Genomic DNA, 24,158 nt, shown 5'->3' with positions numbered 1-24,158 from the left:
CGATTTCTGACAGGAGGTTTTATGAAATTTGGCATCAAATCCGTTGCGGCTGCGCTGCTGGCTGGTCTGGTTCTGGCCGGTTGCGGTCAAAAAGAAGAGAGCAAGGTTCTGAAAGTGGGCGCCATTGCTGGCCCGGAGACCGAGCTGGTTGAAGTGGCGGCCAAGGTCGCCAAAGAGAAATACGGTCTGACCGTCGAGGTGGTCAACTTCTCCGACTACGTCACCCCGAACGTAGCACTGAACGATGGGAGCATCGACGTCAACGCCTTCCAGCACAAACCCTATCTGGATGCACAGGTGCGTGATCGCGGCTTCAAGCTGGTGCCGGTTGGCAACACCTTCGTCTACCCGATCGCCGGTTACTCCAAGAAGATCAAGGCGCTGAGCGAGCTGCAAGATGGCGCCCAGATCGCGGTACCAAACGATCCAACCAACCTGGGCCGCTCCCTGATCCTGCTGGCCAAACAGGGTCTGATCACCCTGAAGGATGGCGCCGGTCTGGAAGCAACCGTGCTGGATATCGCCAGCAACCCGCGCAACTTCAAGATTGTCGAGCTGGAAGCAGCCCAGCTGCCCCGTTCGCTGGAAGATGTGGATCTGGCTATCATCAACAACACCTTCGCCGGCCAGATTGGTCTGACCCCGACTGAAAACGGCCTGTTTGTTGAAGACAAAGAGTCCCCCTACGTCAACCTGATCGTCGCCCGCGACAACAACAAGGATGACGAGAAGGTCAAACAGTTCGTACAAGCTTTCCAGACCGATGATGTCTACAAGAAAGGTCTCGAGCTGTTCAAAGGCGGCCTGGTAAAAGGTTGGTAATTGCTCACTCGGCAAAAAAGGCCACGCAATGCGTGGCCTTTTTTATTGGCGCCGCTATCATATCCGCGAGCACGGCAACACGAACATACTCATAACATGAAAAAATGGTATCTGGCCTACTGCAAGCCAAAAGAAGAGGCCCGCGCCCGCGCCCACCTCGATGCCCAGGGTATCGAATCCTATTACCCCATGGTGGAGATCGAGAAGCTGCGCCGGGGCAAACGAGTTCCGGTACGGGAACCCATGTTCCCTAACTACCTGTTTATCTTTGTCGATTTGGAAGAGGTAACACCGGTCACCCTGAAATCGACCCGCGGCATCAGCCGGATCATCCACTTTGGCAGTGAATGGACCCCCATCAGCAGCAAGCTGGTCTATCAGCTGATGAGCCGCGATGATAGCGACGAGGCGAGAGCCAGCTACGCCAGCCTGCCCTGCTCGGGCGACAAGGTGCTGATTGAAGAGGGGCCGCTTGCCGGCTTCGAAGCCATCTATATGGAGCCGGATGGAGAGAAACGGGCGATTTTGCTGGTCAGCCTGCTCAACCGGGAGACCACCAGCAGCTTCGACAACCACACCTTCAGACGTCTGGACTAAACCCACGGGCCAGACGGCCCGGTGAATGGCAATAGCAATGGCGGGATGATCCCGCCTTCTCACGCATCAAGATCAAAGCGGGCGATGACCGCCTTCAGCTTGCCGGTATCGCCAGCCAGTCTGGCTACGATCTCTTCCCCCTGCTGACTACGCTGACAGGATTGCCGACTGAGCGCGGCAATGTCGTCGACCGTCCCGGATACCTCGGCGGCCACCCGCGACTGCTGCTCGGTTGCCACCGAAATGGCCTCCAGCTGGCCCGACAGCGACTGTACCAGCTGGTTCATGGCACTCAGGGTATCTGTCACCAATCCAACGGCATCCCGCCCTTGCTCTACCAACCGGGTACCGCTGCTGACGGTACTCACCGTCTGGCGAGTCTGCTGGGAGATGGCCGCAATAGTCTGGCTGATTTCGGCGGTTGATTGATGGGTGCGGGTCGCCAGCTGGCGAACCTCATCGGCTACCACCGCAAAACCACGCCCCTGCTCGCCTGCCCGCGCCGCCTCGATGGCGGCATTGAGGGCCAGCAGGTTGGTCTGCTCGGCAATGGTGGCGATCACCTCGGTGATCTGCCCCACCTGTTCACTCTGATGCGCCAACAGCCCCATGGCTTCGTTGGCCTGTCCAATCATGGCGGCAATCTGCTGCATGGTATCGCTCATTCGTGCCAGCGCGGCCTCTCCCTGACGGGTCTGCTGCCGCACCTGATGGGCACCATCCGCCACACCGGCAATGTTACCAGCCACATCACGGGCGCTAACCGACATCTGATCGATAGCCGCTGCCACCGCATCGACCCGCTGATCCTGCTCCGTCAGATCCGCCACTATGGCTCTGGTAGTGCTGCCCACATCGAGACAGGCCACCTCGACCTGCCCCACAGCCCCCTGCAACTCCCCGACCAGATGATGTAACTGGGCAGACATCCGGTTGATGGAACCGGTCAATTCTCCCAACTCATCCTGCCCTGTGATTGGCAAGGGCTCGGCCGCCAGCTGGCCATCCGCAACCTGCCCCGCCCGGGTCACCAGACAAGCAATGTCACGGGTCAGACGACGGCTAAAGAGCCAGGCGACCAGCATGCCAAGCACGATGGCACTGCCGGTGGCCAACATCAGTGTCTGGTTGATGGCCCTTCCGGCTCCGGTCATCTGCGCCGAAATCTGATCCACCTCGGCGCGGGTTTTATTCACCTGCTGGACCAACTGCTCGCTGAGGCTGGACTGCATCGGCTCGATGTCGGTGGCCATCAGGTAGTTGGCCTGATCCCAATCCGGCGCCTGGCGCTTCTCGATCACCTGCCCCACCAGCTCGGAGAAGGGGGTCGCCATCTCTTCAAACAGCTGCCAGAGGCTCTGCTGGGTATCGGTAAAGAGCGCGGCTTGCTGCTTCACCTCAGCCACCCGCTGCTGGTGAAACTGGTAGTAATCCTGATACTTGCTGCGGTATTCGGGATCGCCTGAGATGAGAAAATCCCTCAGGGCAGAGAGGGAATTGGCGAGGCTGTTGTAGGCATCTCCCACCTGTTTGAGCAACATGCGGCGATCGCCCGCGAGCTGATCCTGCGAGGTCGCCACCTCCTCATTGGCAAAGGATTGCAGCTGATCGAGCGCAGCCTCCGCCAGCGGCCCCGCCTCCTGCAGCATCAGGGTGTGAGCGGGCAGATTCTCTTCACTCTGGGCGATGGTCCACACCTTCTCCTGATGGCTTTTGAAGGTCTCGAGAGACTTGGCGAGCGCCGGGCTGAAGGCCTGATGGGCGATGGCCTGCCAGGCCGACTCCCACTCCAGCTTGAGGCGGGAAGCCTGAGCCGGATCCTTGCCGAGGATCAGATAGCCACGCAGGGCAGAAACGGTGGCCACCAGTGCTTTCTGGCTCGCCTCATCCCGCTGCAGAGCGGGCAGCGCCTGCTCCAACAGGGTGTGTTGGGCCTGATTGATCTGGGTCAGCCGGTAATAGACCAGCGCGGAGGAGAGCAGGATCAGCAGGTTGATAAAACCGAAGCTGAGCAGCAACTTGCTTGAGATTTTCATGAACATCCTTGTTCAAACGGAGGGATCCAGCCAACAGAATCAGATAGATATCAGTGTAGGCAATCTATCTTGCCAAGCCCGGTGCCACTCTTGCAACTCGCTGCGTGGCATCGGTCTGGCAGAGAAGAACCCCTGACAAACATCGCAGCCCAACTTTGCCAGCAACCGCCAGGTCTGCTCATCCTCTACCCCTTCAGCCACCGACTTGAGGCCCAACTTGCGCGCCAGCTCGATACTGGACTCGATAATGGCCAGACGGGATGGGTCTTCAAAACAGCGGTCGACAAAGGAGCGATCCAGCTTCAGTTCGGTAAAGGGCAGCAGCGCCAGTTGCTGCATGGAGGAGTAGCCGGTACCGAAGTCATCAATGGCGAGGCCAAAGCCGTGCATCCGCAGCCGGGTCAGCACCTCCAGCGACTTGCCCAGATCCTGTACAAAGGCGCTCTCGGTCACCTCCAGGGTGATAAGCTCGGGGTTGATGCTCCAGCGTTGACACTGATTGATCAGGGAGTTGCACAGATCGCCCTCGATCAGCGAGGTAGTGGAGAGGTTCATCGACAGATTGAGCGAGAGTCCGGTCTCTTCCCACAAGTGACCATCACTCAGGGATTTGCCGATGATCACTTCAGTCAACTGATCGATCAGTCCGTTGCGCTCCGCCAGTGGAATAAAACGCCCCGGAGAGATCAGGCCGTACTCCGGGTGCTGCCAGCGGGCCAGCGCCTCCATCCCGACCCACTCGCCGGAGGCAAAGCTCACCTTGGGCTGATACCAGGGCAGCAACTGATCCTGCTCGAGTGCACTGCACAACTCATCCAGGCCGATCCTGTGCCCCTCCTCCTCCCTGGCAGGCTCCTCCCGGGGTGACCAGGCATCGATCAGCAGCTTGAGCTGCTGCTGGGTAGAGGGTTTCTCTATGCGGCCGAGCACCTGCAAGCCATAGGCGGCACTCATCCGCAACACGGCCTCCACCACATCGTCTTCAAGGGCGCTGGAGAGGATAATCCCCCCGCGAAAACCGCCCAATGACAGGCGGCGCAGCAGCGCCATGCCATCCATGCCCGGCATCCGCAGGTCGCAAAACAGGATATCGACGGCGTGTTGCTGGCTCAGCACCAGCGCCTCGGCACCATCGGCCGCCTCCAGCAGATTCTGGTAACCCAGGCTGCGGACCTGGTGCAGCAGCGCCTTGCGCTGAAATCCATGGTCTTCCACGACCATAATGACCAACTCATGTTGTGCTTTTTTCATCGAGCCATAATCCAATGTCGTGGGCGATCGCCGTCATCAATAGCTGCACCTTGCCGGTCAGCTCATCCAGTTCCTCAAGCTGCTTCAATCTGGCAGCCGACTCCAGCCTGGCAGCCTGTGTGGCCAGCTCCTGCAGCCCGACCATGCGGGCTGCCCCCTTGATCCGGTGGGCAGTTTCTACCAGTACGTTGAAATCATGGCAAGCCAGCGCAGCCATCATATGAGCCCCATCCTGACGATTGGAGTCGAGATATTCCGCCGCCATCGCCCGCGCCGTCGGCTCATCGCCAAACAGGGTCAACCAGCGTTCAGCCTGAACGGCCAGCACATCATCGACCGCCGTCACCGCTGTACCGCCCGCCGGTACCGACTCAGCGAGCCAGTGTGCCAGCAGCTGGCGCAGGGTATCCAGCGGGTAGGGCTTGAACAGCATGTCACTCATTCCCGCTTCCACCATACGGGCATGGGCCTCTTCCGAGGTATCCGCTGTCACCCCAATAATGGGCGCCGTCACGCCCGCAGCCCGCAGCGCCTTGGTCAGGGCATAGCCGTCCATCACCGGCATGTGGCAATCGGTCAGCAACAGGGAGAATGGCTGCCCCTGCCAGGCCCGCAACGCCTTCTCGCCATCTTCCACTACCTGGGATTCAATTCCGAGGATAGCCAGTTGTCGTGCCAGCAGGGCGCGATTGACCGGATGATCATCGGCCACCAGCACCCGTCCTCCCAGCTTGTCGGCCAGCGCAGGCAGAACCGGGGCGACCCGTTCCTGCAGCAGTTCGAGACAACTCTCCAGCAGCAGATCCGGGTAGAGAGGAGAGAGCCCCAATCGCCACCACAACTGACCGCCGATCCGGCCGCGAAGGGCCTCGTTCGGTGACGCTATGATCCCTCTCAATGAGACATGCTGCAACCATCCCTGCCACTCACCGCCGAGGGCCTGCTCCAACCACAGCTGATCAGCCAGCAGCAACCCTTCCAGTGAGCGGTTGAGCTGGCTGGCATCCAGATGCCTTAGCTTGGCGCCCAACCGCCGCATGGCCGCCTCGAGGCTGGCATCGGCGCTGAAAAACCACCATTCGGTGCCAGCCAGCGGGGGCGCATCCCATTGAGGGTTGGTCAGCGGCACGGTAAAGCGGAAACGGGATCCCTCTCCCGCCTTGCTGGTCAGGGTGAGTTCGCCCCCCATTTTGCGCACCAGCTGATCACAGATTGCCAGCCCCAGCCCGGTACCACCAAAGCGGCGATTGATGTCGGACTCCACCTGCTCAAACGGAGTGAACAACAATGCCTGTTTCTCCTCGGCAATCCCGATACCGGTATCGCGGATACTGATAGCAAGCTGATCGCGCAGGTAGCTGACCCGGATGGAGACCTCCCCCTGTTCGGTGAACTTTACCGCATTGTTGAGCAGATTGGAGATCACCTGACCGACCCGTACCCCGTCGATATCGGCCCAATCAGGTACATGCTGGCCCCACTCCAGCGTCACGTTGAGCCCCTTGCTATGGGCCAGGGTAGCGTGGCCACGGATCGCATCGCAGATCACCGTCTGCAACCGGCTGACCTGACAATGCAGTTGCAACTGACCCGCCTCGATCTTGGAGAAATCGAGTATGTCGTTGACCAGATAGAGCAGGTTGTTGGTCGAGGTGACCACATTACGCACCATGTAACGTTGATCGTCGTTGAGCTCGCTCATTTGCAACAACTCGAGCATGCCGTGCATGCCGGAGATGGGGGTGCGTAACTCGTGGCTCATGGTGGCCAGAAAGCGGCTGCGCGCCTGCATCGCCTGCTCGGCATAAGCACGTGCCTCGCGCAGCTCATGCTCCTGCTGCTTGAGGGCCGTGATGTCCTGAATCACCCCGTTGAGTATCAGCGCCTGCTGCTCCTGACGGACAAAATTGCCGCGTACCTGCAGATAGCGATCCCCGTCAGGGCGCTCCACCTTGACCTCCAGATCGAGGGGGGCCAGGGTCTCGGCATGGTTGGCCACCTTGCTGACAAACTCCTGCAGGGCCTGTTCGGTAAAGCCAAATACCTCACCACCCGATTCAGCGTTAAATAAATCCTGATGAGATACCCCCAGGATCTCGTTGGCCCCCTGAGAGGCATAAAGAAAGCGTCCCTTGCCCGGCCCCAGCCACAGATACTGGTAGACTACGCCGGGCATGCTGTCGGTGATCTGGGTCAGGCGAGTTTCAGCCTGACGAGCACGCTCCTCGGCTTCCTTGATACGGCTGACATCGGTCAGCACTGTCAGCACACCCCGCATGTTGCCATCGGGGTCCCGGTAAGGGCGCTTGGCATAGATAACATGAAAAGGGGTGCCATCGGCACGCAAGCTATTGCCGGCCCCCTCCAGCTCCTGGCCGCTTTGCCATATCCTGCGCTCCTCTTCCAGCACGCTCGCACGCAGGGGCTCGGGGATGCTTTGCAGGTCGTCAAGCGCCTCGCCATTGACATCAACGAGAAAGGCATCGCGATAAGCCCGGTTGCAGAGGGTTATACGCTGCTCGCTGTCGCGCAATGCCACCATGGTCGGCAATGAGTTGAGCAGGGTCTGTACAAACAGCAACTGTTCGTTGAGTTTGCTCTCTGCGATTTTCCGCTGCGCAATCTGGCGACGCAGGCTGCGGGCCCAGAACATCACCAGCAGACCGCAGGTCAACAAGGCCACTCCGCCCAGCGCCAGCCACTTGTAGAACTGGCTGTAATCGGATTCGACATTTACCGAAACATTGAGCCAGCGCCGCTCCAGCAGTTGCCACTCCTCATCCGTGATGGTCAGCAACAGCTTGTCCATGATCCGCAGCAGCTCGGGCTGCCTGATATCAACGGCCATGCTGATGGGCACGGAAAACTCGGGGGAGCTCAGCACCACCTGATACTTTTCGTTGAAGCCCTTCATGGCCTGCTGCCCCAGATTGGTCATGGTCAACAGCACATACTCGGCTTTCCCCGTATCAAGCAGGGTAAGCAGCTCGGTATCCTTGCCCACTTCAATGACGTTGCCACCATGGGCGCTGATAAGAGAAGCCTCATAAGAACCGGTCACGCCACCAATCAGGCGCCCTTTCAGCTCCGCCAGCGACTTCAACGGGCGTGCGCCGCGCCGGGATACCACATAGCTGTCGAATTTAAGGTAGGAGGAGCTGAAGGAGGCAAATGCCTCGCGATCCCTGAGCGGTGTCATCAGGGGGATCAGATCCACCTTGTGCTGTTTCAGCAGAGCCAGAGACTCTTGCCAGGTGCTGGTCGGCTCAAGTTCAAAGCGGATCCCCGAGCGCAGACTCAACAACTTCATCAAATCTGCCGCATAGCCGTGCAACACCCCTTCGTCATCAATCTCGCTGATACCGGCAAACGACGGCGCAACGGCAAACCTGACCACCTTGCTCTTCTTCTTTAACCAGGCTACCTCGTCTGGTTCCAGCAACAAACCCGCCTTGAAACGGCTGTCTTCCTGATTCAGCCGCAACCGGGCATCAGCCACCGGGATCCGCTGGTAGGCCTGCCAGATGCGATCCGTCAGCGCCGGGTCATGGGTACTGGTTGCAATGGTCAATGCACTACCGGGGATCCAGTCCGGGATCACAATCCCCATCGACTCAGGCAACCGCTCCATCTCCATGGCAATGATCGGCCCCAGAGCCAGATAAGCATCGGCCGCCCCCAGTTTGACCATATAGGTCGCCTCGTCACGGCTCTCCAGCTCGGTCACATGAGGCATCCCCAGTCGCGCTAGCTCATTGCAACTGCCAAAACCGCGAATACAGACCCAGCGAAGCTTGCGCGCCTGTTCCAGGGTCAAACGTTGATCCGGATGGCGCATCAAGATGGCGCGGGCGTAGGAGCCCAGATAGCCAATATGATTCATCCCCTCCAGCTCGAGCGCATCGAGCTCGACCCCGATCAAGGCATCAACTTGGCGTCTGTTCAGCGCACCACGGGCATCCACATAGGAGTTGTAGGAGACATAGCGCAGGGAGACCCCCATTTCTGCCGCAATACGCGAGGCCAGCTCCTTGAGCGGACCGGCATAGCGCTGATTGGGCAGTTCATAGAGGAACGGAGGATAACCACCACGGGGCACCCCGACCACCAACTCTTCATCAGCCGCACTCTGGTGGTCCGCCACTGCCTTTTCCAACTGGGGAACAGCAACAGCAGGCAGGCCGGAAAACAGCAGCAACAGGGGGAGAAAAAGCTGACGAAAGAGTGACATGAAGTCTTGTCCTGATGAGTAAAACAGATAGGCCACCATATCTAATCTTGCCGATCCTGGCGGAACAAGGCGAGAAAACATACGCATCTGTCACAAACGGGGCAGAGAGGATAGTGCCGGGGCACAGAAAAGTGAATAAAAAATCAACCTGCAAACACAAAAATGGCAGGCATTACGCCTGCCACATCACCACGGGGAGAGCGTTTACCCTCCCCTATGGATCAGGTTATTCGATTCCCGAGCCGAAAGCCGGTTTGATACTCGCTTTCGCGGATATGGGCGATCTGTCCCTCAAACCCTTCCAGACCAATATCTTTCAGCAGGGCAGGTGACAGACTGACCACGGCGAGGCGACGCTCAACCCGGGCGATCCGTTTTTGAACCAAAGACTCGACACCACGCAGTAAAATCAGTTCGATAGACATGACATTCTCCAGTTGAACATGCGGTTCTCCCGGAGAAAGTGGATATCACCCTGCGGGACGAACCGCGGGTGATAAAAAGACAGGAGTTACCTGTTTACGCCACGCGGTAAAAGAGCACGAGATTTCACGCCGCACGCAGTGCCGCGAGAGAATGCAAAATTGAGCATCAGATGTTGCATTTTCATCTCCTTACCGAGTAAAAGTTGAACAGGTTGCAGAAGTCTAAAAAATATCCGAATTTAAAACAAGCCTCTTGCGACTCCTTTTTAAACGTTTTTACGGCATTTTATGCTGCCCGACAGGGAGCCTGGGGCATCAGATCCCCGAGAGTAGCCGGTACTCTTCCAGTACATAGGTATCCGTCATGCCGCTGACATAATCGAGCAGCAGCCGCACCCGGTAATACCACTCCTGCTCGTTCTGGCAGGCAAAGCGCGGATCCGGGGTGGCGATCGCCAATCGATAGGCCTTGAGATGGCGGGCCGAGAGACGGTGATAGAGGCGGCGCGCAAAGAAAAGCGTCTGACTCCCCTCCCCGGCCAGCAGACGGGCAAACTGTGGCGCTGGCAGCGACAACAGGCAGGCATAACTGGTCAGCACCCCGCGCAGCGCCGCATACCCCTCCAGCTCAAGCGCTTCCACCTCGGGGCGCATAAAGACCAGCTCACGGGCCACCCGCTTGAGGATATCGAGCACCCGCGCCGCCGGCGCCTGACCGTGCAGCAGCGCTTGCGGATAGGATCCCTGCAAAATGGCCTGATGTTCGCTGACATAGCTCTGCGCCGCCAACGCCACCAGATCCCGGGTCAGCTGCTGGCGAAAATGGGGGAAAAAGCCCCGACCAGAAGCCAGCGCCTCATCCAGCAAGGTGCCCATGTAGTCACTCTGGTCAGCAGCTCGCAGCGCCGCCAGCAGTTCACCCTGAGTCAGGATCCGCCGATCTACCGCATCTTCCAGATCGGCGATGCAGTAGGAGATGTCATCGGCCGCCTCCATGATGTAAACCAGCGGATGACGGCAGCCGGGGGCCAGACCCAGGCTCTGACCGAGGGCGCGGTAGAGCGGCTGCTCACTGAAGAAGATGCCCCGCTTGCTGCTCCAGCCATGATGCTGGCCATAGCTCACCCCGGGTTGCGGCTGCTGCGGGTATTTGCAGAGCGCCGCCAGTTGTCCGAGTGTCAGGTTGAGCTCGTGCAAGCTGTGCACCAGCCGCAGACTCTGGGCGTTGCCATCAAACAGTTGCAGATCCTGACGCAATTCAGCCCACTGGGCCGAAGGTGGCTGCGCCAGCGCCTGCTGATAGAGGGGATCGAGCATCTCGCCGAGCCACTGGCTCATCACCTGCTCGCCAAAGTGGCCAAACGGCGGGTTGCCCACGTCATGAAGCAGGCAGGACATCTCCACCAGATTGATAAAAGCCCCTTCGCAGACCGTGCCTGCTGGCAAGGCAGCCAGAATGCGGCGGCTGATCTGGCGGCCGGTCTCCTGCACCTCCAGCGAGTGGGTGAGACGGCTGCGCACCGAGGCCTTCACATCGAGCGGAAAGACCTGGGTCTTCTGCTGCAACCGACGCACCGGCGCGGCCTGCACGATACGGGCGCGATCCTGCTCGGTCGCCTCCAGCAGCTCCTCATTCCCCCAAGGGTGGATGCGCGCGGGGGTAATCAAACGGCTATACATCTCGCAGCTCCTTGCCAGCAACTTCCATCAGACTCAAGACAGCAACCAGCGCCGCAGACGGGCGATATCGCCCGGATATTCGCGGCGCAGCGTCTCAATCCAGTCTTCCACGTTTTCCCACCAGGCGGGATGATCCGGGCTCTGGATCAGCTGGGCCGTCTGCTGCAATCGGCGCAGGCCAATGGAGCCTGCCGCCCCTTTTATCTTGTGTGCCTCCTCCACCACCCCCGCCTGATCCCGGGCGATCATGTTGGAGTCGAGCACCGCCATGTAGTCCGGCATCATCTTCTCGAACAGCTCGACGCTGGAGAGCAGCACCGGCTTGCCCACCGTATCGGCATAATCAGTGAGGAAGGGAATATCCAGCAGGGCATCCTGATTGCCCGCATCAGCTTGCTCGTCCGCTTCATCCTCGGCCAGATCGGCAAACAGGTGACCAATCACCTCCCGCACCGCTTTGGAGCCAAGCGGCTTGTTAATGACATCCTGCATGCCGTGATCCCGGTAGTACTGGCGATCGCCGGTTGAGTTGGCGGTGAGTGCCACCATGGGTGGCAGGCTGTCGCCATAACGCTCCAGCAGGGTTTTCGCCACATCGAAGCCGGTCATGTCCGGCAGCTGGATATCGAGCAAAATGAGGTCGAAATCATCCGGGTTGGCCATCGCCAACGCCTGGGTGCCGTCCCGTGCCACCTGCACCTGATGACCCAGCTTGTTGAGCAAGGCGCAGGCCACCGTCACGTTAAGCTCCACATCCTCCACCAGCAGGATATCGAGGGAAGGCATCTCCTCCTCCTGCTCTGGCAACACAGGCTCGGCGCAAGCCACTTCCAATTCGGCAGTGAAGCAGGAGCCTTCGCCCGGCTCGCTGTCCACATAGAGCTGGCCGCCCATCGCCTGCACCAGCTGACGGGAGACCGCGAGGCCAATGCCGGTGCCGGTGGCGTGCTTCTTGCCCTGCACCTGATAGTACATGGCGAAGATCTTCTCCTGCTGGGCGCGCGGGATACCGATGCCGGTATCCTCCACCTCAAAGTGCAGGGCCAGCTTGCCCGGCTCGTCGGCAGGATGGGAGAGGCAACGCACGGTGACCCCCCCCTCATCGGTAAACTTGACCGCATTGCCCACCAGATTCCACAGCACCTGACGCAGTCGGGTGCCATCCGCCATCACGAACTGCGGCATGTCGCCATCGCGATCAAAGTGCAGATAGAGCCCCTTCTGCTCCGCCTGAATACGCGACAGCGTCTCCAGCTCGTCGAGGAAGGCAGGCAGGTCGATCCGGGTTGGTGCGATCTCAAGCCGACGCCGATCGAGTTTGTCGAGATCGATGATGTCGTTGAAGATGTTGCCGAGGGTGACCGCACTTAAGTGAATGGTCTTGAGCTGCTGGCGCTGGCTCGGGTCGAGCGGGGTATCCATCAGCATCCGGCTCAACCCTACAATGCCGTTGAGCGGGGTGCGCAACTCGTGGCTGATGGTGGAGATAAAGGTGGTCTTGTCGCGGCTCGCCTTCTCCAGCTTGTCCTGATACTGCTTGCGCTCGGTGATGTCGCGGCCAAAACCGAGCAGGCCGAGTCGCTTGCCGAAGCGGTCGAAGAAGGGCACCTTGCGCAGCTCGAAGTAGGCTTTACGGCCATCGGGATACTCCAGCCACTGCTCGTAGGTGAGCGGCTCGTTGCTGGCAAAGACCTGCTTGTCGGTCTCCACCACCTTGTTGGCGATCTCCTGCTTGTAGACATCGAAAGGTGTGAGGCCAATCAGCTCGCTCTCCGCCTTGCCGGTCAGCTCCTCCATGGCGCGGTTGCAACCGGAGAACTGCTCATCCTCATTGCGGTAGTAGACCAGATCCGGGGAACAGTCGATAAAGGAGCGCAGCAGAGCGGTACGCTCCCCCAGATGAAGCTGGGCTTTCTCCCGCTGGAACACCTCGTTCTCGAGATCCTCGATGGCCTGCAGACGCAGTGCCTCGGCCCGGTTGGTCTCGGCAATCTGGGCATTGAGGCGACTGATGTTCTCCTGCAACTGACTGTTGAGCTCCAGATCCCGCTCGCGCATATCCTGCAGCTTGCGCACCATCCGGCTCAATCGCTGACGGGAATCCTCCAGCTGATCCACCACGATGGAGAGAAAATAGACCGCCCAGGGGGTCACCAGCAGGCCAAAGAAGACCGAGCGCACGAAGTCGATCACATCAATATTGCCGCGCAGGAACAGGGTCACCCCCATCTGGATGGCGACAGCCAGCACTATGATGCCAGCCGCCAGAAACATGCTGAAGCGCACCAGTCCCAGCTTGGTCATCAGATCGACGTAATATTGTGCCCAGGATTTAATCTGCTTCATCTTGTTATTTTCTCCCCCATATCCGCGAACAGAATACCAGCACAGAGAATTGAACTCTTCTTATCTCGCACAATTAATTAACGATTCGCCTAGTGAAATGAGTGAGTTAGGATATTTGATGAAATTCTGTCAGTTGCCATTAAGGGTGGCCCCCTATAATCGCCCACCTGGTAATTTAAACGCGTTTAATTTAGGAGTTATCTGATGCGCAACACTACCCTGCTTGGTCTGGGCCTGCTGGTCGCAAATAGTGCATATGCGGATTTGGGAACCATTCCCAACAAATCGGGCTGGTCCGGTTTCCTGCTTGGCGGCGTCAACGTCATCAATTACGAATCCAACTTTTACAGCGGTGACGACGAAAATCGTCGACTGAGCGGACTGGGCAGTGCAGAGAGCAGCTCCGCCGTCGCCCCGCTGCTCAACGCAGATATCCGTTACACCTTTGCCGATACCCGCACCCAGGTCTTCCTCGGTAACCTGATCCAGGATGCCATCCGTTTCGACTTCACCCAGCAACTCGGTATCCGCCAGGAGATGAGCAACAAGGGCACAGTGGCCGGCTCCGTGGTCTTCAATGCCATGCCAACCGAGCAGTGGAGCGATCCCTTCGCCGTAAGCGTCGATCGCCAGTCGACCGATATCAAGTCAAAAGGGGTGCGCTTCGCCTGGGACAATATCTGGGGCAGCAACTTCTTCGGCAGCCTGACCACCCGCAACATCGAAGTCGATGAAGAGCGCAGTGGCAGCCAGTATGGTGCCGACACGGCGGCCAAGCTGGATCGCAACGGCAAGATCCACGCCCTCGACCTCTCCTACAAATGGCAGCTGGCAGCCGGTCAGGTGCTGGAGCCGGCTTTCATCCACCGTCAGGCTGACCTGGACGGCAGCGCCCAGAGCTACAAGAGCAACGGCCTCCAGTTGACCTACGGCAAGCGGGCATCCCAGTGGTCCTTCGTCAGCAACCTCTATCTGGGTCAGACCAAATATGATGAAGCCAACCCAATCCCTGACTTTGGTAACAAAAAAGCCGACTCCGACGAGTTTGCCCTGACCGGTACCTTCTTCTGGCACCGCCTGTTCGGTATTGCACCGCTCTCGGCAACCTTTACCGCTGGCTACGCCAAGTCCGATTCCGACATCAACTTCTACGATTCTGAATCGGTGATGTTCAACACCGGCCTGCTCTACAACTTCTAATAACGGTTGTGAGCACCGATACAACAAGGCCACCCGAAGGTGGCCTTGTTGCTATCCGGCATTTGCCTCAAATACCCAAAGAGTCGAGCAGATCATCGTGATCATTACTGGCTGGCGCAGCGGCTGCCGGGGCCGGCTTGGCGGCATCCTGCTTGGCCTGGGCGATCAGGGCGTCAGGATCCAGCTCCTCGTGCTCCATCCCCTCATTGTGAATGCGAATAAACTCGGTCTTGTCCATCGCCAGCTCCAGATAGAAGATGTTGTTGCGGGCGGTGAAGAAAGTGACGCGGCGGGACTCCGGACTGTCAAGATTGGTATCGACGCTCAGCATCACCTGCTTGTTGAGGGCCAGCATCTTCGGCTGGTTCTGGGTAATGTGAGTCTGCAAATCCCGGCCCACCTTGACGGTAAAGCTGCCAACGATCTGGTTCATCAGTTCGCCCATCACGTTGCTCACCTCGTCAGAGGTATGGGAGATGGCGAGATCCTCCTTGGAGAGTCCCATGCTCAGCATGTAGCTCTCGTACAACTCCATGGCGGCAGCGGCGGAGAAGTTGATCACCACCAGACCGGAAAAACCGCCATCGAACAGCACGAAGCAGCCGATATCCGGCTTGAGGCAGGTCTTGCTGATCCGCTGCACCATGCCGGAAAACCGCACCTGACTCATGGTCGCGGCACTCAACACATCGGTCACCGAGTTGCACAGGCTGAGCAGTACATCCTCAGTCGTCAACACGACGTCATCATCGGCTCTTGTCACTATCATGGGACCTTCCTGAACATCGAGAATGGGCTTATCTATACCATAACTCTAACAGATGGCGCGGCCCGAAGACTGAAATAGCGACACGCCTCTCAGTTGACGCCGTTATCAGCAGCCGCAGGGGTAAAACCGCTCAGCTTGGCGAGCCGGTCACGCCATCTGTCGGCCTGCTGCGCCAGCACCTGTGGCTCATAAGGCACGATCGGATGAGCCCCCCAGATGGGGCCGGGCCAGGCAGCATCGGTGGCGAAACGTGCGACATGGTGAATGTGCAGCTGTGGCACCAGATTGCCCAGCGCCCCTATGTTGATCTTGTCCGGACTGAGGGCCTGCTCCATCAGGGCGGCGACGGCGCAGGACTCCTGCATCAGCTGTTGCTGCTGCTCCGGTGCCAGATGGTGGATCTCGCGCAGGTTGGCCACTCGCGGCACCAGAATCAGCCAGGGGTATTGACTGTCTTTGGCCAGCAGGGCGCGACAGAGCGGTAGATCGCCAAGCCAGCAGGTATCTGCCTGCAGGCGGGAATGCAATTCAAACATGAACACCTCGTTGAGTACGATGAAGAGGGCATCCGACAGGGATGCCCACGTTACTGCAACGGGCGACAAACTTAAAGCTGCGGCACGGCCCAACCGATAAAGCGCTTGCGCAGGGCCGGGTCTGCCTTGAGGAACAGCTGCTGCAACTGCCCTTCCAGCTCGCTGGCAACCACAACGGGTTTCGCCCCGCTGGCGATCGTGGCAGTTGGCTGTGCGGATATTGCTCCCGCCGTCAGCGCTGCCTTGCCGCCGCTGCGATTGTATTCAGCCAGTTTGCCGTTCCAATCCACCCCGAGCAGCATGCCGCTGGTCACCAGCGCATCCTGCTGGATGGCAAGCGCGCGGCCATTCTCCTGCAACGTCACCACAGGAGCCTTGGCATACGCCTGCATCCCCCGCTCGTCTCCCGGTACGCTGGCCGTCAGCTGCAAATGCTGATTGCTGCCCTGATAGCGCACCACCTGCGGCTCGGAGCGTACCTGCCGATCATTCTCGCTGCTGCTGCGGCTGGGGATCACCCCCTCGAAACGCACCAGCAGTTGCTGTTCGCCATCCGCCAGGGTGGCATGCTGCTCATCCTGCAAGGTGCCGTTGCTCACCGCGAGGATGCGGAAATTCTCCGGCACCTTCACTTCCACCATGGCCTGCACACTGCCAGCCCCCAACACTGCACAGAGCAGCACAAACCCGGTCAACCCTCTATTGTTCTTCATTCCCGCTGATCTTCCTGATGCCGATGATGGGCGCAAGGTAGCAGCCGAAGATGACAGAAAAATAACGCCGCTCAGAGCAGGTAGTGGGGTCGCTCGGCAAACCACTGGGCCAACACCTGCTTGAACAGCCGGATCTTGCGCGGCACCCGTCGCTGCTGGGCATGCAACACATGAAGCTGATGCAGACCGCTCTGCCACTCGTCGATCACGGTCACCAGCTCTCCTGCCATCAGCAGCGACTCCACCAGCATCAGCGGGCACTTGGCATAGCCCATACCGGCACGCGCCAGTTGCAACACGGTACTGTAGTGGTTGGCCCGCACCTTGCCCTGCACCAGAATGTGGGCCTCTTCCCCCTCACGGATAAAGTGCCACTGCTCCCAGGCCGGATTGTGCCCCTGCAACAGGCAGCTGCGCCCGCTCAGCTCATAGGGAGTGGCAAGACGCCCCTCGCGCGCCACCAGCGCGGGGCTTGCCACCACCACATCCTTGAGTCGGCCAAGAGGAAGTGCGACCAGATTGTCCGGCACCTCGTTCATGGCGCGCAGGGCGATATCGTTCTCCCCCTGACTCATGTCGACCATCTGGTTGGTGAAGTTGAGCTCCACCTCCACTCTCGGGCAGAGCACGGCAAAGCTGGCCAGCAGCTCGCTCACAATGCGATCGCCGGTGCTGACCGGGCAGGTAAAGCGCAGGCGGCCGCCATCCTCTTCGGTCAGCGCCTGAATATCCTGCTCCGCTTGCCGCGCCAGCGCGAAGATCTCCCCCGCCTGCTGGTAAAGGGTCTTGCCCGCCTCGGTCAGGCTGAGGCGGCGGGTGGTGCGTTGCAACAGTTGCGCATTGAGGGAGGACTCCAGCGCGCTGACATGGCGACTCAGCATCCCCTTGCTGACCCCCAGTGCATCGGCGGCGGCCGAGAAACTGCCGCGCAGCACCACTTCGTAAAAGCTGGCCAGATGGGCGATATCCATCATTAGCTCCATTATGGAAACAATGGGTTTATTTTACGCGCTTTTTCACATTTTCTGTTGCGCTAGAATCGATATATCCCAACCAGGAGTGATGCAGATGAAAATTGTGATTGTGGGTGCCTCCGGCACCGTCGGCTCCGCGGTCAGTGAACTGCTTGCCAAAGATCATCAGGTGATCCGGGTCGGCCACAGCCGTGGTGATGCCACGGTCGACATGCGCGATCCCGCCTCCATCAAGGCGCTGTTTGCCCAGGTGGGCCAGTTTGATGCACTGGTTGTCGCCAGTGGCAGCGTGGCCTTCAACGGCCTGACCGAGATGACCGACGAGCAGTGGCAGGTGGGACTGGAAAGCAAGCTGATGGGCCAGATCAACCTGACCCGAGCCGCCATTCCCTATCTGACTGACAAGGGTTCCATCACTTTGATCAGCGGTATTCTGAGCGAGGAGCCGATCAACTGGGGCGTGAGCGCCAGCACCGTCAACGGCGCCATCGATCACTTTGTGAAAGCGGCCGCCTGCGAGCTGCCAAGGGGCCTTCGCATCAATGTGGTGAGCCCTACCGTGCTGGAGGAGTCGATGGACAAATACGCCGACTTCTTCCCGGGGTTCCTGCCGGTGCCCGCCGCCAAGGTGGCGCAGGCTTACAAGAAGTCGGTGTTGGGCATCCAGACCGGTCAGGTGTTCAGGGTCAACGGCTGATCGCCGCTCGCTTGCCGCCAGACCAGCAATAAAAACGGGCCCCATAGCGGGGCCCGTCTGTTTCTCTGCCTCTCTCCATCGCCACTAGCAAACGTTTGTTTGTTGACGACAAAAAAAGAGAGCAACCTTTAGTCGATCAGACCGTACTGATCGCGCAGCACCTCGATGATCTCCTGCTTGGGATTGGCAGAACGCGCCAACTTGTGGCCGATGATCTTCTCGGCGATCCCGACATAGGTGTTGGAGATATCCATCATCACTTCGGTCGGCAGCTTGTTGTCGCGGGCCAGGGCAAAACGTTCCGGCATGCGGTTCTTGTTGAGCAGGATGTCCGGATCCGGGAAGTGGTTGAGCAGCCACTGACGGAAACCCTCTTTGGACTTCTCGACAATCTGACCGTCGCGCAGGGCCGCGCCATCCCAGATACGGGAGCTGTCGGGGGTGCCCACTTCGTCCATGTAGATCAGCTTCTCGTTGCCCGCCGCATCGTGGACATAGCCAAACTCGAACTTGGTATCGACGAAGATCTGATCCAGCCCGGCCAGTGCGTCGCTGATAACGTTAAAGCCCTCTTTGAGCAGCACTTCGTAGCGGTCGATGTCGGCCGGTTTGCTGAAGTTGAAGCCTTTATAGTGGCGTTCGATATCGGCACGGGAGACGTTGACGTCATCGGCTTCCGGCACGCCATCCAGCCCTTTCAGCACGCCCTTGGTAGACGGGGTGATGAGGATTTCCGGCAGCTTCTGATCCTTTTTGAGCCCTTCCGGCAGGGTGATGCCGCAGAACTCGCGCTCGCCATCCTTGTAGGCACGCCACATGGAGCCGGTGATGTACTGGCGGGCAATCGCCTCGATCATCACCGGACGGGCTTTTTGCACGATCCAGACGAAGGGGTGCGGAATATCCAGAATGTGGCTGTCGGCCAGTCCCTTCTCCTTGAACAGCTTGAACCAGTGGCTGGAGATGGCATTAAGCGCAGCCCCTTTGCCCGGTACGCCGTTCAGGCCATCCACACCTTGCCAGATGCAATCGAAGGCCGAGATGCGATCGCTGATCACCATGAGGGCGAGGGGCGCATCGGCCGGCACATCATAGCCTTTCTCTTTTATGAGCCGGGCACTGTCTTCGGGGGTCAACCAGTAGACGCTGCGCACTTTGCCGGAATGGACAGGTTTATCGGTACGGATCGGCAAATCGTCATTCACCGCCAATACTTGATCTGCAAGACTCATGGCTAATAACACTTCCTGTTTGTGGGGGGTAAACATCGCGAGTTCCTCACCTGCGCGCTCTGTTTGCAACGGGCTGGCAAGGGGGCTCACATCATCGAAAACCGCTCGGAATCCCCGCGTTTTCAGGGGGATTCAGATAACAAAACAGGGGCACAAGGCCCCTGTATTTATTCTGCTTTTGCTGCTGCCTGATCGGCCAGCCCCTTGGCGAACGCCTCGGACAGGCTGATATACATCTGGGAGATAACCCCGGACGATACCGGCTTCTTGTCCTTGTCGAACAGGGTGATGGAGGTCTTGCCTCCCGCCATTTCGCCAAGCTGGAAGCGGTATTTCTCCTCCTCCAGTTTGAATGGCTCGCTCCCTTTCACCTTCCAGAACTCGGCACCCGGCTCTTCGTACTCGACATCGATCCAGCCCAGTGACTGCTGGGTATCCTTGATGGCGAAACCGTAAGCGGGCAGTACCTGGTTGAGGCGACGCCACACCTGATCAAAGGAGCCTTCGGCAATCCAGGCGCTCAGTTCGTTGTTGTCCAGACCCAGTTGCAGACCCATGCCATCGTTGGACTTGTGCTGCTCGCGGGCTTTCAGCTGGCTGTCGTAATAGAGAGAGAACTGGTTCAGCACTCGCGCGGCATAGCGTTGGGCATCGGCAGGGGTCAGCTTGTTGCTGGTCTCGCCGTCGATAGTCTCTTCGTGATCCAGCACCCGGACCGACATGTTGACGGCGTGGCGCTGGGCGTCGTTGCGTACGGTGAACTGGTAACGCTGACGGATTTTGAAGTCTTCGTCATCTTCACCCCAGCCATCGAGGGCGACCGTGTTGTCAAACCAGCCGGTCTGCAATACGCCATCCTGCTGATCCAGCTTCTCGGTGGTGACCTTGTATTTGGCCAGGAAGTTCATCAGGAACGACCAGGTATCGCGCTCCACGCTCTGGCTGGTGCTCAGGGCATAGAAGGCAACGGTCGGTTCGGTTGCGCTCTGCACCACCTGACTGCCCGGTACCACGGTCAGCAGTTGAGCGGGTGGGCGCACATCGACCTGGGCGCCGAGGGCACCTTCACGGCTGCTCTCGGGAAGCGGCGGGATGTCGTACTGGCTGTTGAAGGTGGGGGCACTCAATCCTGCGGGGATCAAGAACGCGCGGCCCTCGAGGCGGGCATCTTCATAACCGAAGTCGCGGTTGGCCATTTTGCGATCCTGGGGGGTGCTGCAACCGGCCAAGACGGCCACAGTCGCAACGCTCAGCACCAGACGGGCTCTATTTCCCTTTCCATTAGATTTAAACACTCGCCATCAACTCCGCTGTGGTCAGTGCTCGCGCCATCAGCTGCTCGCCCTCGGGGGTGAGGTCAACCAGCGGCAGGCGCAAGGTGGCTGTTGCAATCAACCCCAGTTGGGCACAGGCCCATTTCACCGGGGTGGGGCTCGGTTCGCAGAACAGAGTCTTGTGCAACGGCATCAAGAGATTGTTGATGTCATGCGCCTGTCCGGCATCACCGGCCAGCGCAGCACGACACATGTCGGCCATCTGGGCCGCTGCAATGTTGGTGGTGACCGAAATCACGCCATCGCCACCTTGCAGCATAAAATCACAACCAGTGGCATCATCGCCACTGTAGAGAGCAAACTCCGGCCCGCACAGCTCGCGCAGCAGCGGGGTGCGGCTCAAATCGCCGGTAGCCTCTTTCAAACCGATAATGCCGGGAACCTTGGCCAGACGGGCCACTGTCTCCGGTTTGAGATCGCAACAGGTGCGACCGGGCACATTATAAAGAATTTGGGGCAGACCACTAGCCTCGGCGATCGCACAATAGTGGCGATAGAGACCTTCCTGAGTGGGCTTGTTGTAGTAAGGAGTCACCGAAAGGCCCGCCACCACGCCGGTTTTGGCCAGTCGCTTTGCCAATTCAATGGCATGGGCAGTATTGTTGGAGCCGCAACCGGCGATGACGGGAATGCGTCCGGCGGCATACTCAACGCTCTTTTCAACGACGGCGATATGCTCCTGCTCGCTCAGGGTCACCGATTCCCCTGTGGTACCCACCGCAACGATGGCGCTGGTCCCGGCGCTGACATGATAGTCAACCAGTTTGGCCAGACTGGCCCAATCGACTTCACCTGAAGCCAGCATGGGGGTAACGAGCGCAACAATACTACCGCGTAACATGGATTTTTCTCCCGATTTTCAGGGGCGTAATGGTAAAGCTGACCCCTTTGAAAAACAAGGGAGAGAGGGGGCAAGCCGTGATACCATCCGGAACAAAAAGCAATGGACGAAAGTCGGCAGCGTCCCTCAGGGAGTGGTCATCAGGGCCAGAGGGTTGGCTTGCCAGCGCGGCTTTCGCAACGAAATAACGGACGAGAGAAGATTTATGACTCACTACCTGGTCGTAACGGCCATCGGCACGGACAGGCCTGGCATCGTCAATGAAGTGACCCGCCACGTCAGTGGCTGTGGTTGCAACATTGTCGACAGCCGCCTTGGCATCTTCGGCAATGAATTTACCTTTATCATGCTGCTCTCGGGCGACTGGAACAGCATGATGCAACTCGAAATCAGCCTGCCCCTGCGTAGCCAGGAGTGGGATCTCATCACCATGATGAAACGCACCGAACGCCACCAGTCCCTGCAGTATGACATCCGCGCCAGTGCCGACCTGTTGATCCGCGACGAGCCCGGCATCGTAAGCCAGTGCACCCAGTTCTTCAGCGAACATGGCTGGAACATTCAGGCGATGCAATCCATGACCCTGGAGCAGCAGCCGTTCAACCTGCTGAAGATCAGTTTTCAGCTCAATCTGGCCAGAGAGGGTGAAGTGGAAGGTTCGCAAACCGCCTTCGCCGAATTCTGTCGTCAACTGGGTGCCGAATCGTTCGAGTTTACCGTCAATCGCAAACACGCCTGAGGGCGTTTTACCCGAGGAGACCCCATGCAACCACTACAAGCTGGCAGCCCCGCCCCCGATTTCTCCCTGCCCGACCAGAATGGCAATCAGGTCAGCCTCGCTGGCCTGCGCGGCAAGAAGGTGCTGGTCTATTTCTACCCCAAGGCGATGACCCCCGGCTGCACTACCCAGGCCTGCAGCCTGCGCGATGTGAACGCCGAGTTGGCCGCCCTCAATGTGGTGGTGCTTGGCATCAGCCCGGATCCGGCCAAACGGCTGAAAAAGTTCGAAGAGCGGGACCAGCTCAACTTCACCCTGCTGGCCGATGAAGACCACGCCGTCGCCGATGCCTTTGGCGTCTGGGGCCCGAAGAAGTTCATGGGCAAGGAGTATGACGGCATTCACCGTCAGAGCTTCCTGATCGATGAAGAGGGCAAGATTGCCCACCACTTCGACAAGTTCAAAACCAGCGATCACCATCAGGTGGTACTGGATTTCCTCAAGGGATAATCCTCCCCTGCGTCATTGAAAGGCCTGCCATGCAGGCCTTTTTTGTCTGGTCAGCCGCCCCTTGCCAGCGGATTTTTCTCACCAACTCCCCCGCCCAGATCAAAAAATTCATTTTATATATGGGTTAACGTGACCCCAGAATCATCTTCCAGCGAGATATCCCATGAACATGAGCAACACAGAACGTTTGATCCTGAGCAACCAGTACGAAATTCTGGCGAAACTCAATCCGGAGAAAGCGGACGTCTACCAGCGCGCCAGCACCATCATCGAGCGCGGCTACTGCCTGCAGATCCTCGAGCTGGAGAAGAGCTTCGGCCATCTGGATCTGGCAACCTGCCAAGAGGTGATCGACACCCTGGAGCTGCACCACGCACTGGCCATCTCATGGGGCAATCTGGATGCAGCCGATCAGGGCGAGATCAACGCCAGTCGGCTGGAGTTCAACGGCTACAGCCGCAGCCAGGAGCGTGAGCTGGCTGACTACGTCTGCTTCCTGCTGGAGGTGGACAAGCGCTTCCCCGAGCTCAAGTGCCCGTGCGACGAGCTCTCCAGCGACATCGCCATGCGCGACAAATACCAGCGGATGCTGCAGGTGTGGCGTCAGTGTCCACGTCAGTACAAGCTCTCCATCCAGGAGATCCGCAAGGTGCTGGCGGCCTGATCCGCATACCAACCGCAACAAAAAAGGCGCCACTGGCGCCTTTTTGCATCTGAAACGGGTTATTCGTAGAGAAAGGATTTATCGAGCTGCTGGAAGGCGGCCTTGAGGGTATCGGCCAGCTCTTCATAGCGCGGCTGGGAAACCAGCTGGCGGCGGCCACCCTGCTCGTTCATCTTGCCGTTGATCTCCCGATACCAGCTCGCCAGCGACGGGGGCAATCGGGTATCGGCACGCTGGCCGAGCCAGTAGTAGCCCTGCAGCGGCAAACTGAGCAGAAACAGCACGGAAGTGATAACGGAGGGCCAGTAGTGCAGCTCGCCAAACTGGAACTGCAGCATCACGCTCAGCACCGCCAGCGCCGGAATCACCTTGAGAGCGAATTCGGTCGCCTTGATCACCCGATTTTCAGGAAACATCGAATTGAGCTCGGGACGGCGCGGCCAAAGCGTCATATAATGGCGGCCTTGCTGTAACTTAGTTCCAAAAATGTTCATGCTCATACTACCTCCGAGCGCTTTTTGAACGTACTAACGGCAAAACCTCGACAAAATTTGATGCAAAGTAACAAAGGTTGAGGATGAC

21 protein-coding genes are annotated in these 24,158 nt (G+C 58.9%); 7 read left to right on the top strand and 14 right to left on the bottom strand.

Going from position 1 to position 24,158, the window contains the following annotated elements; translation table 11 throughout:
- The first annotated feature begins 21 nt into the window (after positions 1-21).
- Positions 22-822: a methionine ABC transporter substrate-binding lipoprotein MetQ gene (gene metQ / locus G5380_RS19045; RefSeq protein WP_005339072.1), complete on the top strand. Its 801-nt coding sequence runs from the start codon at positions 22-24 to the stop codon at positions 820-822.
- A gap of 96 nt (positions 823-918) precedes the next feature.
- Positions 919-1,419 carry a transcription/translation regulatory transformer protein RfaH gene (gene rfaH / locus G5380_RS19040; RefSeq protein ID WP_005339074.1) on the top strand — a complete coding sequence of 167 codons (501 nt, stop codon included), beginning with the start codon at positions 919-921 and terminating at the stop codon, positions 1,417-1,419.
- 59 nt (positions 1,420-1,478) lie between these two features.
- Here the strand turns inward: rfaH and G5380_RS19035 are convergent, their stop codons facing one another.
- From G5380_RS19035 to arcB, 6 genes are all read right to left on the bottom strand, one after another.
- A complete protein-coding gene (locus tag G5380_RS19035) occupies positions 1,479-3,455 on the bottom strand; it encodes a HAMP domain-containing methyl-accepting chemotaxis protein (RefSeq protein WP_421209994.1) in 1,977 nt (658 codons plus the stop codon).
- Positions 3,456-3,494: 39 nt separating this feature from the next.
- Complete coding sequence (locus tag G5380_RS19030) at positions 3,495-4,706, bottom strand: EAL domain-containing response regulator (RefSeq protein ID WP_227341982.1); 1,212 nt, start codon at positions 4,704-4,706, stop codon at positions 3,495-3,497.
- Positions 4,687-8,937, bottom strand: coding sequence for an ATP-binding protein (locus tag G5380_RS19025; protein ID WP_227341981.1), 4,251 nt, complete (start codon positions 8,935-8,937; stop codon positions 4,687-4,689). The genes G5380_RS19030 and G5380_RS19025 overlap by 20 nt, the downstream gene beginning before the upstream one ends.
- Positions 8,938-9,158: 221 nt before the next feature.
- Positions 9,159-9,362, bottom strand: a complete 204-nt coding sequence (locus G5380_RS19020; protein WP_216952918.1) for a hypothetical protein — start codon at positions 9,360-9,362, stop codon at positions 9,159-9,161.
- A gap of 315 nt (positions 9,363-9,677) precedes the next feature.
- Positions 9,678-11,042 (bottom strand): dGTPase, encoded by a 1,365-nt coding sequence (dgt, locus tag G5380_RS19015; RefSeq protein ID WP_421209990.1) that lies wholly within the window; start codon positions 11,040-11,042, stop codon positions 9,678-9,680.
- A 33-nt stretch (positions 11,043-11,075) separates the two neighbouring features.
- Entirely contained in the window at positions 11,076-13,388 is a 2,313-nt protein-coding gene (gene arcB, locus G5380_RS19010) for an aerobic respiration two-component sensor histidine kinase ArcB (protein WP_421209988.1), read from the bottom strand.
- A gap of 204 nt (positions 13,389-13,592) precedes the next feature.
- Here arcB and G5380_RS19005 point away from each other — a divergent pair, with 204 nt between their 5' ends.
- Entirely contained in the window at positions 13,593-14,588 is a 996-nt protein-coding gene (locus G5380_RS19005; protein WP_421209986.1) for a DUF2860 family protein, read from the top strand.
- A 67-nt stretch (positions 14,589-14,655) separates the two neighbouring features.
- On the opposite strand, the gene G5380_RS19000 is transcribed toward G5380_RS19005, so the two are convergent.
- From G5380_RS19000 to G5380_RS18985, 4 genes are all read right to left on the bottom strand, one after another.
- Positions 14,656-15,357 (bottom strand): DUF3334 family protein, encoded by a 702-nt coding sequence (locus G5380_RS19000; RefSeq protein ID WP_227341980.1) that lies wholly within the window; start codon positions 15,355-15,357, stop codon positions 14,656-14,658.
- Between the two features lie 89 nt (positions 15,358-15,446).
- Entirely contained in the window at positions 15,447-15,893 is a 447-nt protein-coding gene (locus G5380_RS18995; RefSeq protein WP_216952913.1) for an HIT domain-containing protein, read from the bottom strand.
- 71 nt (positions 15,894-15,964) lie between these two features.
- A complete protein-coding gene (locus G5380_RS18990; protein ID WP_421353018.1) occupies positions 15,965-16,606 on the bottom strand; it encodes a DUF2057 domain-containing protein in 642 nt (213 codons plus the stop codon).
- Between the two features lie 71 nt (positions 16,607-16,677).
- On the bottom strand, positions 16,678-17,577 hold the full coding sequence (locus G5380_RS18985; protein WP_421353017.1) for a LysR family transcriptional regulator: 900 nt from the start codon (positions 17,575-17,577) through the stop codon (positions 16,678-16,680).
- A gap of 97 nt (positions 17,578-17,674) precedes the next feature.
- Here G5380_RS18985 and G5380_RS18980 point away from each other — a divergent pair, with 97 nt between their 5' ends.
- The gene (locus tag G5380_RS18980; RefSeq protein WP_421353016.1) at positions 17,675-18,277 is read left to right on the top strand and encodes a short chain dehydrogenase; all 603 of its coding nucleotides are present in this window, start codon (positions 17,675-17,677) and stop codon (positions 18,275-18,277) included.
- Positions 18,278-18,405: 128 nt separating this feature from the next.
- On the opposite strand, the gene G5380_RS18975 is transcribed toward G5380_RS18980, so the two are convergent.
- From G5380_RS18975 to dapA, 3 genes are all read right to left on the bottom strand, one after another.
- The gene (locus tag G5380_RS18975) at positions 18,406-19,509 is read right to left on the bottom strand and encodes a phosphoribosylaminoimidazolesuccinocarboxamide synthase (RefSeq protein ID WP_040065098.1); all 1,104 of its coding nucleotides are present in this window, start codon (positions 19,507-19,509) and stop codon (positions 18,406-18,408) included.
- A 167-nt stretch (positions 19,510-19,676) separates the two neighbouring features.
- Positions 19,677-20,804, bottom strand: coding sequence for an outer membrane protein assembly factor BamC (gene bamC, locus G5380_RS18970; RefSeq protein ID WP_201989599.1), 1,128 nt, complete (start codon positions 20,802-20,804; stop codon positions 19,677-19,679).
- A complete protein-coding gene (gene dapA, locus G5380_RS18965) occupies positions 20,797-21,684 on the bottom strand; it encodes a 4-hydroxy-tetrahydrodipicolinate synthase (RefSeq protein ID WP_021231959.1) in 888 nt (295 codons plus the stop codon). Before dapA ends, bamC begins: the two co-directional genes overlap by 8 nt.
- Before the next feature lie 205 nt (positions 21,685-21,889).
- Here dapA and G5380_RS18960 point away from each other — a divergent pair, with 205 nt between their 5' ends.
- The 3 genes from G5380_RS18960 to G5380_RS18950 all read left to right on the top strand — a co-directional run bounded on the left by G5380_RS18960 (position 21,890) and on the right by G5380_RS18950 (position 23,576).
- Entirely contained in the window at positions 21,890-22,423 is a 534-nt protein-coding gene (locus G5380_RS18960; protein ID WP_421353015.1) for a glycine cleavage system protein R, read from the top strand.
- 24 nt (positions 22,424-22,447) lie between these two features.
- The gene (bcp, locus tag G5380_RS18955; RefSeq protein WP_005358255.1) at positions 22,448-22,912 is read left to right on the top strand and encodes a thioredoxin-dependent thiol peroxidase; all 465 of its coding nucleotides are present in this window, start codon (positions 22,448-22,450) and stop codon (positions 22,910-22,912) included.
- A gap of 163 nt (positions 22,913-23,075) precedes the next feature.
- Positions 23,076-23,576 carry a YfbU family protein gene (locus G5380_RS18950; protein ID WP_005341125.1) on the top strand — a complete coding sequence of 167 codons (501 nt, stop codon included), beginning with the start codon at positions 23,076-23,078 and terminating at the stop codon, positions 23,574-23,576.
- 59 nt (positions 23,577-23,635) lie between these two features.
- On the opposite strand, the gene yfbV is transcribed toward G5380_RS18950, so the two are convergent.
- On the bottom strand, positions 23,636-24,076 hold the full coding sequence (gene yfbV, locus G5380_RS18945) for a terminus macrodomain insulation protein YfbV (RefSeq protein WP_005339116.1): 441 nt from the start codon (positions 24,074-24,076) through the stop codon (positions 23,636-23,638).
- Positions 24,077-24,158 lie beyond the last annotated feature (82 nt).

Origin of the sequence: Aeromonas sp. 604443 (assembly GCF_049170315.1) — a bacterium.
GTDB classification, from domain to species: domain Bacteria; phylum Pseudomonadota; class Gammaproteobacteria; order Enterobacterales; family Aeromonadaceae; genus Aeromonas; species Aeromonas veronii_A.
Note: the sequence above shows the minus strand (reverse complement) of the source record. Positions and strands in the feature narration are given on the sequence as shown.

Excerpts from the sequence above, each read along its gene's own strand:
- metQ (WP_005339072.1), top strand. The coding sequence starts at position 22 with ATGAAATTTGGCATCAAATCCGTTGCGGCTGCGCTGCTGGCTGGTCTG.
- rfaH (WP_005339074.1), top strand. The coding sequence starts at position 919 with ATGAAAAAATGGTATCTGGCCTACTGCAAGCCAAAAGAAGAGGCCCGC.
- G5380_RS19035 (WP_421209994.1), bottom strand. The coding sequence starts at position 3,455 with ATGAAAATCTCAAGCAAGTTGCTGCTCAGCTTCGGTTTTATCAACCTG.
- G5380_RS19030 (WP_227341982.1), bottom strand. The coding sequence starts at position 4,706 with ATGAAAAAAGCACAACATGAGTTGGTCATTATGGTCGTGGAAGACCAT.
- G5380_RS19025 (WP_227341981.1), bottom strand. The coding sequence starts at position 8,937 with ATGTCACTCTTTCGTCAGCTTTTTCTCCCCCTGTTGCTGCTGTTTTCC.
- G5380_RS19020 (WP_216952918.1), bottom strand. The coding sequence starts at position 9,362 with ATGTCTATCGAACTGATTTTACTGCGTGGTGTCGAGTCTTTGGTTCAA.
- dgt (WP_421209990.1), bottom strand. The coding sequence starts at position 11,042 with ATGTATAGCCGTTTGATTACCCCCGCGCGCATCCACCCTTGGGGGAAT.
- arcB (WP_421209988.1), bottom strand. The coding sequence starts at position 13,388 with ATGAAGCAGATTAAATCCTGGGCACAATATTACGTCGATCTGATGACC.
- G5380_RS19005 (WP_421209986.1), top strand. The coding sequence starts at position 13,593 with ATGCGCAACACTACCCTGCTTGGTCTGGGCCTGCTGGTCGCAAATAGT.
- G5380_RS19000 (WP_227341980.1), bottom strand. The coding sequence starts at position 15,357 with ATGATAGTGACAAGAGCCGATGATGACGTCGTGTTGACGACTGAGGAT.
- G5380_RS18995 (WP_216952913.1), bottom strand. The coding sequence starts at position 15,893 with ATGTTTGAATTGCATTCCCGCCTGCAGGCAGATACCTGCTGGCTTGGC.
- G5380_RS18990 (WP_421353018.1), bottom strand. The coding sequence starts at position 16,606 with ATGAAGAACAATAGAGGGTTGACCGGGTTTGTGCTGCTCTGTGCAGTG.
- G5380_RS18985 (WP_421353017.1), bottom strand. The coding sequence starts at position 17,577 with ATGGATATCGCCCATCTGGCCAGCTTTTACGAAGTGGTGCTGCGCGGC.
- G5380_RS18980 (WP_421353016.1), top strand. The coding sequence starts at position 17,675 with ATGAAAATTGTGATTGTGGGTGCCTCCGGCACCGTCGGCTCCGCGGTC.
- G5380_RS18975 (WP_040065098.1), bottom strand. The coding sequence starts at position 19,509 with ATGAGTCTTGCAGATCAAGTATTGGCGGTGAATGACGATTTGCCGATC.
- dapA (WP_021231959.1), bottom strand. The coding sequence starts at position 21,684 with ATGTTACGCGGTAGTATTGTTGCGCTCGTTACCCCCATGCTGGCTTCA.
- G5380_RS18960 (WP_421353015.1), top strand. The coding sequence starts at position 21,890 with ATGACTCACTACCTGGTCGTAACGGCCATCGGCACGGACAGGCCTGGC.
- bcp (WP_005358255.1), top strand. The coding sequence starts at position 22,448 with ATGCAACCACTACAAGCTGGCAGCCCCGCCCCCGATTTCTCCCTGCCC.
- G5380_RS18950 (WP_005341125.1), top strand. The coding sequence starts at position 23,076 with ATGAACATGAGCAACACAGAACGTTTGATCCTGAGCAACCAGTACGAA.
- yfbV (WP_005339116.1), bottom strand. The coding sequence starts at position 24,076 with ATGAGCATGAACATTTTTGGAACTAAGTTACAGCAAGGCCGCCATTAT.